General features: G+C 70.7%; 9 protein-coding genes. 5 read left to right on the top strand and 4 right to left on the bottom strand.

Annotated elements, in window-relative coordinates; translation table 11 throughout:
- Nucleotides 1-10: 10 nt before the first annotated feature.
- Nucleotides 11-1,045, top strand: coding sequence for a hypothetical protein (locus ACZ3I4_RS16105; RefSeq protein WP_465382698.1), 1,035 nt, complete (start codon nt 11-13; stop codon nt 1,043-1,045).
- A 3-nt stretch (nt 1,046-1,048) separates the two neighbouring features.
- Here ACZ3I4_RS16105 and ACZ3I4_RS16110 read toward each other — a convergent pair whose 3' ends face one another.
- A complete protein-coding gene (locus ACZ3I4_RS16110) occupies nt 1,049-1,240 on the bottom strand; it encodes a hypothetical protein (RefSeq protein WP_465382699.1) in 192 nt (63 codons plus the stop codon).
- Nucleotides 1,241-1,391: 151 nt separating this feature from the next.
- Here ACZ3I4_RS16110 and ACZ3I4_RS16115 point away from each other — a divergent pair, with 151 nt between their 5' ends.
- Both ACZ3I4_RS16115 and ACZ3I4_RS16120 read left to right on the top strand, forming a co-directional pair.
- A complete protein-coding gene (locus tag ACZ3I4_RS16115; protein ID WP_465382700.1) occupies nt 1,392-2,468 on the top strand; it encodes a hypothetical protein in 1,077 nt (358 codons plus the stop codon).
- An 82-nt stretch (nt 2,469-2,550) separates the two neighbouring features.
- On the top strand, nt 2,551-4,875 hold the full coding sequence (locus ACZ3I4_RS16120) for an AbfB domain-containing protein (RefSeq protein WP_465382701.1): 2,325 nt from the start codon (nt 2,551-2,553) through the stop codon (nt 4,873-4,875).
- A gap of 78 nt (nt 4,876-4,953) precedes the next feature.
- Here ACZ3I4_RS16120 and ACZ3I4_RS16125 read toward each other — a convergent pair whose 3' ends face one another.
- Both ACZ3I4_RS16125 and metG read right to left on the bottom strand, forming a co-directional pair.
- On the bottom strand, nt 4,954-6,198 hold the full coding sequence (locus ACZ3I4_RS16125) for a PKD domain-containing protein (RefSeq protein WP_465382702.1): 1,245 nt from the start codon (nt 6,196-6,198) through the stop codon (nt 4,954-4,956).
- A gap of 204 nt (nt 6,199-6,402) precedes the next feature.
- Nucleotides 6,403-8,199, bottom strand: coding sequence for a methionine--tRNA ligase (gene metG / locus ACZ3I4_RS16130; RefSeq protein WP_465382703.1), 1,797 nt, complete (start codon nt 8,197-8,199; stop codon nt 6,403-6,405).
- Between the two features lie 192 nt (nt 8,200-8,391).
- Here metG and ACZ3I4_RS16135 point away from each other — a divergent pair, with 192 nt between their 5' ends.
- Complete coding sequence (locus tag ACZ3I4_RS16135) at nt 8,392-9,834, top strand: hypothetical protein (RefSeq protein ID WP_465382704.1); 1,443 nt, start codon at nt 8,392-8,394, stop codon at nt 9,832-9,834.
- Here the strand turns inward: ACZ3I4_RS16135 and rsmI are convergent.
- Nucleotides 9,828-10,676, bottom strand: coding sequence for a 16S rRNA (cytidine(1402)-2'-O)-methyltransferase (gene rsmI / locus ACZ3I4_RS16140; protein WP_465382705.1), 849 nt, complete (start codon nt 10,674-10,676; stop codon nt 9,828-9,830). The two genes, ACZ3I4_RS16135 and rsmI, sit on opposite strands and share 7 nt — an antisense overlap.
- Before the next feature lie 75 nt (nt 10,677-10,751).
- Between rsmI and ACZ3I4_RS16145 the strand changes: the two genes are divergently transcribed.
- On the top strand, nt 10,752-12,329 hold the full coding sequence (locus ACZ3I4_RS16145; RefSeq protein ID WP_465382706.1) for a dolichyl-phosphate-mannose--protein mannosyltransferase: 1,578 nt from the start codon (nt 10,752-10,754) through the stop codon (nt 12,327-12,329).
- The last annotated feature ends 75 nt before the right edge of the window (nt 12,330-12,404 follow it).

Consider the following 12,404-nt stretch of genomic DNA (forward strand, 5'->3'; position numbering starts at 1 on the left):
GTTTCCGACCGTGACCGTCACCGGCGAGGACAGCGTCATCGAGTTCGATCCGCTCGAGCCCCCGCTCTCCGCCCCGCTGAGGCGCGACCTCGGCTGGGCTCAGGTGCAGCAGATGAGTCAGTCGGCCGGCTACCGCGACGATGCCGCGCTGCGGCAGATCCGGGCCACAGCGGCGGTTCGGCGCGGCACGCGGATGACCAAGGTGCTCTCTCCGGCCCAGGTCTCCGGCCATCTGGGCGGCTGGCTCCCGTACGGCTTCTGCTACCGCGCCTGCGACCTCGCGCACCTGACCGATCCCCGCGACCTGGCCCTGCTCGGCACCGACGGCGTGACCGACTCCGAGGTGGCGTACGCGTTGCGCTGGCGCGCCGTGGACCCACTCGACTACGAGGTGCCCGGTGGCCCGGCCCAGCCCGGCCTGGCCATGCTCCAGGCCCACCAGCGGATCGGCGCGATGATCCTCGGCACCGGCTTCTCGCCCAGCACCGACGACCTGATCCCGGAATTCGTCACGGCCGGGTTCGCCGACCTGCCGATCCCGGCCAACTCGCAGATCGTCGCGCACGTGCCGGGCGGCGACGAGGTCATCCTCTACACGTATCAGCCCGAGCAGAACGGCTGGCTGCGCCTGGCCGGCCCGCGGTGGCGCGGCCTGCTCGACAGCCTTCCCGGGGTGAGCCCCGACCGCGAGTACGTGCCCTGCACGACGACCGGCTCGGCCCGGCTGGTCGGGCAGATCAAGGGCAACGAGTACGAGGCCGTCGCCGACCCGCCGGAGGAGTTCCGGGTGCGGGCCCTGACCCGCGCGGCGCGCTACCCGGTGTCAACACTGAGCCGCCGGGCCGAACAGGCTCTGTGGCGCGGGGTGCCGTGCTGGGTGCTGCAGCGCGACCAGGCGTGGGCCCGGCTGCGCCTGGTGCGACCGGACAACGACTCGCTGTCGGCCACCGGCGCGCGCTGCTACGAACGCGGCGTCTACGAGTCGTGGGCGCCGGTGGGCGAGCTCCTCGACCACCACATCGCCGACATCCCGTACGAGCTCTGACCCCTACCGCCGATCGAGGATGTAGAGGTCGCCGGCGCCGCGGCGGAACTTCTCGCGCCAGTCGGCGGGCACGCTCTGCTCGAACAGGGCCGCCGACAGCACCAGCAGATCGGGCACCGGGCCGAGCGCGACCGGGCCGTACCGCATGAAGCTCTCCCAGTCGTACTCGAACGAGTGCCCGGTGTGGTCGAGCACCAGCCCGATAATTGATCCGTCTGCCCCGTCCGCCCGCACCGGGCGTGCGATCAATCACTCAACGCGCTCCGCTCATAACTGATCGGTGATCTACGATCAGCCGACGGCTGCGAGATTCGCCGTCGTAGATGTCATGCATCACGGGGGATCAATGTCTGCACGCCTGGGTGCGGTTTCGGCCGCACTCCTCACCGGCGTTCTCGCGGTGACCATCAGCGCGCCCGCCGCCCTGGCCGTGCCTCGGCCGGCCGCCGCGGTGGCGCTCAGTTCGGCCGAGGATGATCTGTTCTTCGTCCGCTGGTTGTCCACGTCGGACCCGCGGCAGGTCGTTCGGGTCGCCGCCCGCACCGCGATCGCCAGCTCGGCTCAGGAACGCGCCATCGCCCAGTTCCTGGCGTCCGGCTTCGATTCGGCGGTCGGCCGGGCCGCCGCCACCCGGGCCCGCAACACCGACTTCGCGGAGCGCGTGCTGGCCGCCACCGTGCCCGCGGTCTCACCCGAGGTGTACGCGGCCGCCCTGCACGCGGTGAACGGCACCGATGCCGATCGCGCGACCTTCGTGCGCGCCGGCTATCCCGGGGCCAAGGAGCGCGACCGGCTCGCCCGGGCCGCCGACGGCGCTCAGGCGCGGGCGCTGCTCGATTCCGACCGGGATTACGTCGCCCTGCTGCGCGACACCGATCCGGGCGAGCAGGTCCGCGTCAGCGCGACGTGGGCCACCCGGGACGACGCGCGGGACGACGACGTCGTGGACTTCTTCGCGTACGGCTGGATCAACGGCGCCTCGCTCGACCTCGAGGTCCACCGGATCCGGCTGGCCGACAACGAGGTCAAGTGGCGCAACACGGTGAGCGGCCTGGTCGTCAAGGCCCAGGAGGCCGAGCGGGCGGCGATCGACGTCGCCGGCGAGGCCGGTGTGCAGGCCCGCGCCGCGGCCGCCCGCGCCTGGCAGACCGTCGGCGAACAGGCCACTCCGGGCCGTACGGCGTGGGCCGGCGCCGAGGCCGCGGCCCGCCTTCAGGCCGAGAACTGGCGTCAGGTCGCCGCCGCGGCCGCCGGCGCGGAGAGCCCCAACTGGACGCCGGTGGCCGTGCCGGCCGACCGGACCAGCCTGACTTGGGCCGCCGAACAGAAACTGGCCGCCGAACAGGCCCGGCTCTGGCAGGCACTGCTCGATCAGGCCCGCGCCGGCGAGACCCGGATGTCGACCACCACCACCACCGACTGACCCCTCCGCAGCGGAACACACGACCGGCGACCGGCCTCGGCCGCCGGATGACGCTGCACACCCCAGGAAAGGAAACCTCCGGATGAGCACCATGAAACGGGCGACGCGCGGCCTGACCGCCGTCGCGGCCACCATGACCGTGGCGGCCGGGCTGATGTCCGGCCCCGCGGCCGCCGCCCCGGCCACCACCGGCGTGCGGGCCGCGGCCGACACCGATCCGCTGCCCGAGGCCACGCCGGACGAGAAGTGGCAGGCCGCGGTGGTCGTCAACGCCGGCGACGACCTGGACATGCAATCCCTGGCTGATTGCGACTTCGTGCACGAGGTCGCCATCCGGCCGGCCGCCGGCGCCGAGGTGGTGCGCACCGCGAACAAGGCCTTCGCCGACGGCACGGTCAGCACCGGCTCGGCGTCGTTCTGCACCCTGTACATCAGGCAGGGCATCTTCCAGGCGAACCGGCAGGACCAGCAGAACGAGCAGAACGAGCGGGCCGCGCGCGATGCCCGTCAGGCCGCCGCGGCCGCGATCCAACTGCCGGTCACCCCGGCCCTGCTCGGGTCGTCGGACTTCGAGTTCGTGGCCCAGATCGCCGTGCGCTCCGAGCCCGACACCCGGGTGAAGAACCAGGCCGAGGCGGCCGTACGGGCCAACGACCCGGCGCAGCTCAGCAAGTTCATCCGGGAGGACATCTTCGAGGCCCGGCGGCTGGACGTCCTCGACAAGATCGCCGCCGACACCCAAACGACCGAGGCGGAGAAGGAAGCGCTGAGGTGGCGCAGTGTCAAGGCCAATGCGCTGGCCCAGATCGGCGTGCCGGCCGACGACTCGATGCTCGCCCGCACCGACCTGGGACTTGTCGGCCTGATTCTGGGCAAGGCAGTGCCCGGCTCCGAGGTCGCCGCCGCGGCAACCGTCGTGCTGGCCGCTGACGACGCAGAGCGGACCAAGGAGTTTCTGCGGACCGGCGTCGAGGCGGCCAGCAAGCTGGACATGGCCAAGGCGCTGGCCAAGCAGGCCGAGGAGAACCGCGCCGCGGCACGGGTGATCAAGGCCAAGGCCGAGAACAGTCTGGTGCACCCGGCGCTGGTCGCCGCGGCCACCGCCGCGCTGGCCGGCAACGACGAGGCGGTCAGCAAGTTCCTGCGTGAGGGTCAGTACGCGGTGAACATCCAGACGCTGCGGACCACCGTCACCGGCCGCGCCGGCTGGTACGTGCGCGCCAACCCCGCCACGACGACCGTCGCGGCCGAGGGAACGGGCGAGGGCAAGTCCCTCACCGACGCCAAGTGGAAGGTGGTCGCCGGGCTCAGCGACGCCGCCTGCGCCTCGTTCGAATCGGTCTCGTCTCCCGGTTACTACCTGCGGGAGTCCGGCAACGGCGTGCGGCTGTCGGCCAACGACGGCAGCAGCGCACTCCAGGTCTCGGCCACCTGGTGCCCCACGGCCGGCAAGTCCGGGTCCAACGTGTCGCTGCAGTCGAAGAGCAAGCCGACCCGTTTCCTGCGGCACTTCGGCACCCAGCTGGTGGCGGCCGAGAAGGGCGTGATCGGCGACTTCGACCACGCCTGCAACTACGAGGCCAACACCACCTGGAAGATCGACGGCCCGAACACGCCGGCCCTGTCCGACAAGGGCGCCGGCGAGAACTGCGGCGACCTGACGGCAATCAGCATCTCCGAGACTCGAACCCATCTCATGCAGGCTCGCGAGAGCAGCGTGTCGTACGGGCTCGTCTCCGGCACCAGGATCACTGCGGTCGCCGGAACGGCGGTGACCCCGTGGAACAACATGGGCGAGCTCGCCGCCGGGAAAATGAACACCGTCGAAAAGGCGAACGAGGGTGTGCTGGCGGTCGAACGCACGACCGGCAAGCTGTGGCGCTATTCGAACCTTGTCAGCGGACCTGCCGGTTCACGATTCGAGGCCGCGCCCGGCACGAACTGGAACCAGATGCGGGAACTGAACATGGGCTCGTACTGCACCCTGGGCGGACTGCTGGGGCAGGAGGACCTGGTCGCCGTGGAGCGCTCCACCGGCACGCTGTGGTGCTATGGCAACATGCTGGCGGCGAGCCCGCCGGCGAGGGAGCAGATCGGAACGAACTGGGGGAACATGCGCGCGGTCGCCGGCGGCAATTTCGGCGGCAGCGGCCTGAACGGCTTCGCGAGTGACCTGATCGCCGTCCACACGAACGGCAACGCCTTCCTGTACTCCTCCAACGGGGGAGGTAAGTTCGAGCCGCGCGTCCAGATCATCAACGACTGGTCGGGCTACGTGAACATCGTCGGAGGCCAGTTCAACGGCTCGGGCGGCGACGACATCATCGCCGTCGACAAGTCCGGCCGTAAGTGGCTGCACGCCAACGTGGACGGTAACTTCGGCAAACGGGTCGAGCTCACCAGCTGACCCCGGTCTCACCGCCGGAAAGCCGAAGCCGGCGTCACCCCTCCAGGGGTGACGCCGGCTTCGCTGTCTGGCTGATGACTAGCTGATCGTACGCTCGTAGATGATTCCGAGGTTGGAATCGGCCTGGCCGTTCCAGTTGTCGGCCCAGTCAGTCGCGAACGCGATGACGCCCAGGTAACCCTTGGGTGTGTTCTTCAGGCCGATCGAGTACTTGCCCTTGGCCGGCTTCACCAGCAGGACGCAGCCGGAGGGGGTGCCGTTGGTGGCGTTGAGCCACTTCTTCGACTTGGGCGCCCAGCAGACGCCCGTGTTGTTGGACTTCGCCACCAGGATGACCATCGCCATCTCCTTGATGCCGGAGCCGGTGTCGGTCGCGGTGCCCTTGATCGCCTTCCACGAGGAGGCCTTGTTCGCCTTCGAGGGCGGGGTGACCCGGAGAACCGGTCGCGTGCCGTCCTTCTTCAGCGTCACCTTGCCGACGGAGATCGCCGCGGCCGTGCCGTAGCTGTTGGAGACGACCGCCTTGATCGTCTTCACGCCCGGAGCCACGAGGTCGCCGCCCGGCGTCTCGTAGTAGAACCGGGTGACCTTCTGCTTCTTGACCGCCAGGACCGACGAACGGCCGTCGCCCCAGGCCACCGCGATCTTCTTGGTGCCGGCGGGCACCCCGGTGATCTCCCAGGCGAACTTCTGGCCCGGCCAGACCGACGACGTGCTCAGCTTGACCTTGAGCGCCGGGGAGGAGACGGTCGGGCCGGCCGACTTGGACACCTTCTTGTTGCCCGCGGCGTCGGTGAGCGTCAGCGTGATCGGCTTCTTGCCGTTCGACTTGTACGTGTGCGTGATGTTCTTCGCGGTGTGGTGCAGGGTCTGGGTCGAGCCGTCGCCCCAGGTGACCACGCGCGTGATCTCGGCGGGACCGCTCACGTTGTCGGCCACGCCGACCAGCGAGATAGTGACCGTCTGGCCGGTCCAGATCGACCAGCGGTTGAGGCTGAAGGCACCCGACGGCGCGGCCTTGTCCCCCGCCGGCGGCGGCGTGGTGACGGGCGGCGACACCGGCGGCGTGGTGGCCGGCGGCGGCGTCGTCACCGGCGGCGGCGACGTGTCGGGAGTCGTGGGCGGCGTCACCGGCGGAGTGGCCGGCGGCGTCGTGTCGGGAGTGCTGGGCGGTGTCACCGGAGGGGTGGTGGGCGGCGCCGGCGACTCCGTCGCGGCAGGCGGCGCCGGCGGCTCAGCGAGTGCCGGCGCGGCAGCGAGGCCGCTGGCCAGGGCACCGCTGATCACGGCCGCGAGCAGCGGGCGCGAGAGTCGAGAGTTCAAGGAAATGCTCCTTCGAGGGGGTGAAACCTCACGAAGGGGGCACAACCGACACGACTCGGGACAGGACGGAGCCGTATCGATGTAACGCTGGTGTTCCCCCGTGGAGCGCGAACGCTACCGATCTTTCAGCTATCGATCAATCCCATAAAAGGACGAGGCCCGTTCGCACCGTTCGTGCCAACGAGCCTCGTCGATAGAACCAGTTCAGCCTGCTAGACGAGCCAGCTCCTCCTCGATCACCGAGGGCTCGAGCTTGCGGAAGACCGGTTTCGGCGCGGCCAACGGCGTTCCTGTGACCAACGGCACGGACTCCCAGCGAGTGCCCACTTTGTAGTCGCCCGTGAGCACTGGGTAAGAAGGACCGCCGTCCAGGTCGTCGACCTCCTCGATGCGCGGCATCGGCGCGTGCACGCCCTCGCCGCCGAGCAGCTCGAACACCTTCTGCGCGGAATGCGGCAGGAACGGGGTCAGCAGCGTGTTGGCGTCGCTGACGACCTGCAGCGCGACCGAGAGGACAGTGCCCTGGCGAGGCTTCTCCTCCTCGGCCTTGAGCTTCCAGGGGGCCTGCTCCGACAGATACTTGTTGGCCTCGGCGACGACCTTCATCGCCTCGCCGATCGCCGCCTTCTGCCGGTGCTTGCCGATCAGCTCGCCGACCGTGCCGAAGCCCGCCCGGGCCACGGCCAGCAGCGCCTCGTCCTCCGGCGTCAGCTCCCCCCGCTCGGGAATGGCGCCGAAGTTCTTGGCGGCCATCGAGATCGAACGGTTGACCAGGTTGCCCCAGCCGGCGACCAGCTCGTCGTTGTTGCGCCGGACGAACTCGGCCCAGGTGAAGTCGGTGTCGTTGGACTCGGGACCGGCGACCGCGATGAAGTAGCGCAGAGCGTCGGCGTCGTAGCGCTCCAGGAAGTCGCGCACATAGATGACGACACGCCGCGACGAGGAGAACTTGCGGCCCTCCATCGTCAGGAACTCGCTCGAGACCACCTCGGTGGGCAGGTTGAGCCGGCCCAGCTCGCCCGGCTCGCCGCCCTTGTCGCCCTCGCCGGAATAGCCGAGCAGCAGCGCCGGCCAGATTACCGAGTGGAAGACGATGTTGTCCTTGCCCATGAAGTAGTAGCCGACGGCGTCCTTGCCCTGGGCGTCGGCCGACCACCACTGCCGCCAGGCCTCGGGGTCGCCGGAGCGGCGGGCCCACTCGATCGAGGCCGACAGATAACCGATCACGGCGTCGAACCACACGTAGATGCGCTTGTCGTTGCGGTCGCGCCAGCCGTCGAGCGGGATCGGCACGCCCCACTCCAGGTCACGGGTGATGGCCCGGGGTTGCAGGTCGTCGAGCAGGTTGCGGGAGAACTTGAGGACGTTGGGCCGCCAGTTCTCCCGCTGGTCGAGCCAGTTGCCGATGGCCTCGGCGAACGCGGGCAGGTCGAGGAAGAAGTGCTCGGTCTCGACGAACTCCGGCGTCTCACCGTTGATCTTGGAGCGCGGGTTGATGAGCTGCTCGGGGTCGAGCTGGTTGCCGCAGTTGTCGCACTGGTCGCCGCGGGCGCTGTCGTAGCCGCAGATCGGGCAGGTGCCCTCGATGTAACGGTCGGGCAGGGTGCGCCCGGTCGAGGGCGAACGGGCGCCCAGCGTCGTCCGCTTGACGATGTATCCGTTGCGCTCGAGCGCGGTGAACAGCTCCTGTACCACGGCGTAGTGGTTGCGCGTGGTGGTGCGGGTGAACAGGTCGTAGGACAGCCCGAGGCCGTGCAGGTCCTCGACGATGACGCGGTTGTAGCGATCGGCGAGCTCACGCGGGGTCACCCCCTCGGCGTCGGCCTGCACCTGGATCGGGGTGCCGTGCTCGTCGGTCCCCGAGACCATGAGCACGTCGTGGCCGGCCATGCGCATGTACCGGCTGAAAACGTCGGAGGGCACCCCGAAGCCGGAGACATGACCGATGTGGCGCGGGCCGTTGGCGTAGGGCCAGGCAACCGCGGCGAGAACGTGACTCATGAGGTACAAGCGTAGTGAGCGGCCGGGGGCGCTCGCGAACGGATTCGCTCAGCCCCGCGCGAGATACCTATTTATCACGACACGCCCGATTCGAAACGCGATGGACGCTCGCCCGCGTAGTCCAATGGACCCGTGCTCGCAGACACGCCACAGCCTGGGGAAACACCGCGGAACGGGTCCGAACCGGGGTCGATGCCCGATCCCGACGTGGCCTGGTGGCGCGGCGGCGACACCGACGACCCGGCCCGGCGACGGCCTTCCCCGTCGGCCGCCGGGCCCGAACAGCCCACGGGCAGCACCGGGGTGCTGGTGCCGCCGGCCGTCGTGCCGCGCACCGGCGAGGCGGCCGAGGGGCACGCGTCCGGTGTTCAGGACGCCGCCGAGGAGCTTGCGCCCGCCGCCGGGAAGCCTCCGGCGGCCGTCGAACGCGACCACGACCAGCCGGATCCGCACCGCTACAACGTGCTGCGGCCGGCGGTCGGCTATACGGCGCGCAAGTCACCCGGAACGGTGGCCGCCGACGCCCCGGCGCCACCCTCGGCCCAGGCATCCCCGGCAAAGACACCGCCCACGCCGGCACCTGCTGCCCAGACGCCGTCCACGCAGTCACCGTCCACGCCGCCACCGTCCACGCAGCCACCGTCCACGCAGTCACCGTCCACGCAGCCACCGTCCGGGCGGCCCTCGTCCGTACGGGCCTCGTCCCCGCAGCCGGCACCGTCCCCGCAGCCGGCACCGTCCGCGCAGCAGTCGCCGGCCGCCCCGCCGCCGACCCCGCCGCTGCCACCGGCCGCGCAGCAGACGCCGGTCGCGCCGCCGAAGTCGAAGGCCGAAGTCACGCCGCCGCCGGACGACGTGATGGTGCTGCCCGAGCCGAGCCTGCACCAGCGGCCGACCGTGCCGCTGGACCGCCCGATGCCGATGCGCCCCCGCCAGGCGGGCAGCCCGCACGCGCGCCCCACCCAGCCGCTGCCCCCGCCCACCGGCGCCCCGGCCACCGACGCCCGTCTCCGCCGGCTCGAGAACTCCGCGTTCTGGCGCGACCCGATCGACGACACGCTGGAGGTGCCACCCGGCGAGGAACCCCCGCCGGTGCTCACCCGGGCCCGGCACCGGGGCAAGGGCCGCGCCCGCAAACAGTCCGGGCAGCCGCTCTCGGCCCAGGTGTCGCTCGTGGCGCTCGGCCTGGTGGCGGCGTTCTTCGCCTGGGTCAGCGCGGAACCCTTCTGGCTCGCGGTCGGGCACGGCGACCAGGGCTACGTCACCACGACGCAGTGCACCGGCGACGGCGTCACCCAGCGTTGCACCGGGCGGTTCGCGTCGGAGGACGGCCGCTACACGATCACGCGGGTGCGCCTGCTCGGCGTCGAGGGGCAGGCCCGGCTGGCGGGCACGGTCACACCGGCCCGCATGGTCAGCCCGGACAGCCTCCAGGCGTACGTGGGTGGAACCGGCCCCCTGCTGCAGTTGCGCTGGATGCTCGGGTTCGCGCTCGTGCTGCTCTGCGGCTATGCGATCGCCGGCGTGACCCGGGCCCGGCGGCTGGAGACGTCGCGGGCCCGGCGCGGCGCCGTGCTGCTCAGCCTGGCCGGCCCGCTCGCCCTGCTGGCCGGGTTCCTGGCCGCCGCCTACTGACCGTGCACCAGCGCGTAGACCTCGCGCTTCTTGATCCCGTACTCGTCGGCGACGGCCTGGATGGCGTCCCGCCGCGACAACCCGGTCGCCTCGCGGGCCGCGACCGCCGCGCGCAGGTCGTCGTCCGCGGGACGCTCAGCCGGGCGCGGCGGGGCACCGCCCACGACCACCGTGATCTCGCCGCGCGGCTCCTCGCGTTCCGCCCAGACGGCCAGCTCGGCCGCGGTGTCGCGCCGGATCTCCTCGTACGTCTTGGTCAGCTCGCGGCAGACCGCGGCGGGCCGCTCGTCGCCGAACGTGGCCGCGAGATCGGCCAGCATGCCCGCGATGCGGTGCGGCGCCTCGAAGAAGACCAGCGTGCGAGGCTCGGCCGCGAGCTCCCGGAGGCGCGAGCGGCGGTTCGACCCCGTACGGGGAAGGAAGCCCTCGAAGACGAAGCGATCGCTGGGCAGGCCGGAGAGCGCGAGAGCCGTCGTGACCGCGCTCGGCCCGGGCGCGGCGGTGACCGGATAACCGGCGTCCAGCGCGGCCCGCACCAGGCGATATCCGGGGTCGGAGACGCTCGGCATGCCCCCGTCGGTCACCACCGCGACAACGGCGCCGCCGGCCAGAGCCTCGACCAGTTCCGGCGTACGCCTCTCGTCGTTGCCCTCGAAATAGGAGACGACCCGGCCCTTGACCGTCACGTCGAGATCGCGGGCCAGCCGGGCCAGCCGGCGGGTGTCCTCGGCCGCGACGACGTCGGCGGTCGACAGGATCTCGCGCAGCCGGGCCGAGGCGTCGCCGATGTTGCCCAGCGGCGCGCCGACGAGCACGACACGACCTTCGTTGGTGGGAACCACCGGGAAAGTCCATCACACGCCGCAACGAGGTGACGGCGGGCACCGCCTTCCAGGCGCACGTCCTACGATCGCGGGGTGACTACGGCGGCGACGACGGAGACAGAACGCACCCCGGAACCGCCGGTGGCGGCCGAACCCGGGGGCGTCCGCGCCGTCCCCGACATCGTGCGGCGGCGGCTGCGGACCCTCGACAACTGGCTGAACCCGCATTCGTGGCTGGTCACGGCGGTGATCGTGACGATCGCGGCGATCCTGCGGCTCAGCGGGATCAGCAGCCCGAAGGGCTACATCTTCGACGAGGTGTATTACCCGACCGACGCCTGGGACATGATCCAGCACGGGGTCGAGTGGGACGAGAAGACCAACGGCCCGGCGTACGTCGTCCATCCGCCGCTCGGCAAGTGGCTCATCGCGCTCGGCGAGCTGCTGTTCGGCAACAACGAGCTGGGCTGGCGCTTCCCGGCCGCGGTGGCGGGCACCGTGATGATCCTGATTCTCATCCGGGTGACGTACCGGCTGTTCCACTCGGTGCTGCTGGCCGGGCTGGCCGGCCTGCTGATGACCCTCGACGGTTTCCAGCTGGTGCTGTCCCGCACGTCGCTGCTCGACATCTTCCTCGGCACGTTCATCCTGGCCACGTTCGCGGCCATCGTGCTCGACCGTGATCATTACCGGCGCCAGTGGCTGAAGGCGCTCGAGAACGGCTACGACCCGGCCACGACCGCGGCCGTGCCCCGGATAGTGCCTTGGTGGCTGCTGGTCGCCGGGATCACGTTCGGTATGGCCTGCGGCGTGAAGTGGAGCGCGCTGTTCTTCGCACCCTTCCTCGCCGCCCTGGTGATCGTCTGGCGGGTCCAGGCCCGGCGCTCGGCCGGTGTGCAGGGCCCGTTGCTGGCCGGCATCATCGGCGACCTCGGCTGGCTGCTCCTCAGCTTCGCGCTGACCTTCCTGATCTACCTGGCCACGTGGACCGGCTGGTTCGTCACCGACACCGGCTACTTCCGCCACTACCGCGAGGCCAACGGCATGAGCGAGCCGCCGATCATCGGCCCGCTGCTCAACCTGTGGCACTACCACCACGAGGCGTATCGGTTCCACAGTGGCCTGACCGAGCGGCACATCTATCAGTCGTGGCCGTGGCAGTGGCTGCTGCTGGGCCGGCCGGTCGCGTTCTACTGGAACAACAGCGGCAACTGCGGCGCCCCCAGCTGCGCCCGCGAGATCCTGCTGCTCGGCACGCCGATCCTGTGGTGGTCGTTCCTGCCCGCCCTGGCCGCCCTCGTCTGGTTCGGCCTGGCCCGGCGCGACTGGCGGGCCTGGGCCATCCTGGTGCCGGCGGTCGCGGGCCTGCTGCCGTGGTTCTATTACGCGGTCAAGGACGGGCGCACGATGTTCTCGTTCTACGTGCTGCCGGCCCTGCCGTTCCTGATCCTGGCCGTCGTCTACGTGCTGGGCGCGGTCATGACGCCCCCCGAAGGCATAGCCCAGGGCAAGGCCAGATCGGACCGCCAACTGATAGGCACGGTCGTCGTCGGGGCGTACATCGTGCTGATAGCCGTGTGTTTCGCCTACTTCTACCCGATCTTCACAGCCCAGCTGATCCCGTACGAGAGCTGGTCGGGCCGCATGTGGCTGGGCGGCCGCTGGATCTGATCCGGCCGCCGGCTTGGGGGACGGGCTGTCGGTACTCGGCCGTAGGCCCTCAGCGTTTGAGCCGCTCTTAGTCCT

The sequence above is a fragment of the Actinoplanes sp. NPDC021490 genome (assembly GCF_055562135.1).

Bases quoted from the DNA above. Each gene is read 5' to 3' on its own strand.
- metG (WP_465382703.1), bottom strand. From the start codon at position 8,199: ATGAGTCACGTTCTCGCCGCGGTTGCCTGGCCCTACGCCAACGGCCCG.
- ACZ3I4_RS16120 (WP_465382701.1), top strand. From the start codon at position 2,551: ATGAGCACCATGAAACGGGCGACGCGCGGCCTGACCGCCGTCGCGGCC.
- ACZ3I4_RS16115 (WP_465382700.1), top strand. From the start codon at position 1,392: ATGTCTGCACGCCTGGGTGCGGTTTCGGCCGCACTCCTCACCGGCGTT.
- ACZ3I4_RS16135 (WP_465382704.1), top strand. From the start codon at position 8,392: ATGCCCGATCCCGACGTGGCCTGGTGGCGCGGCGGCGACACCGACGAC.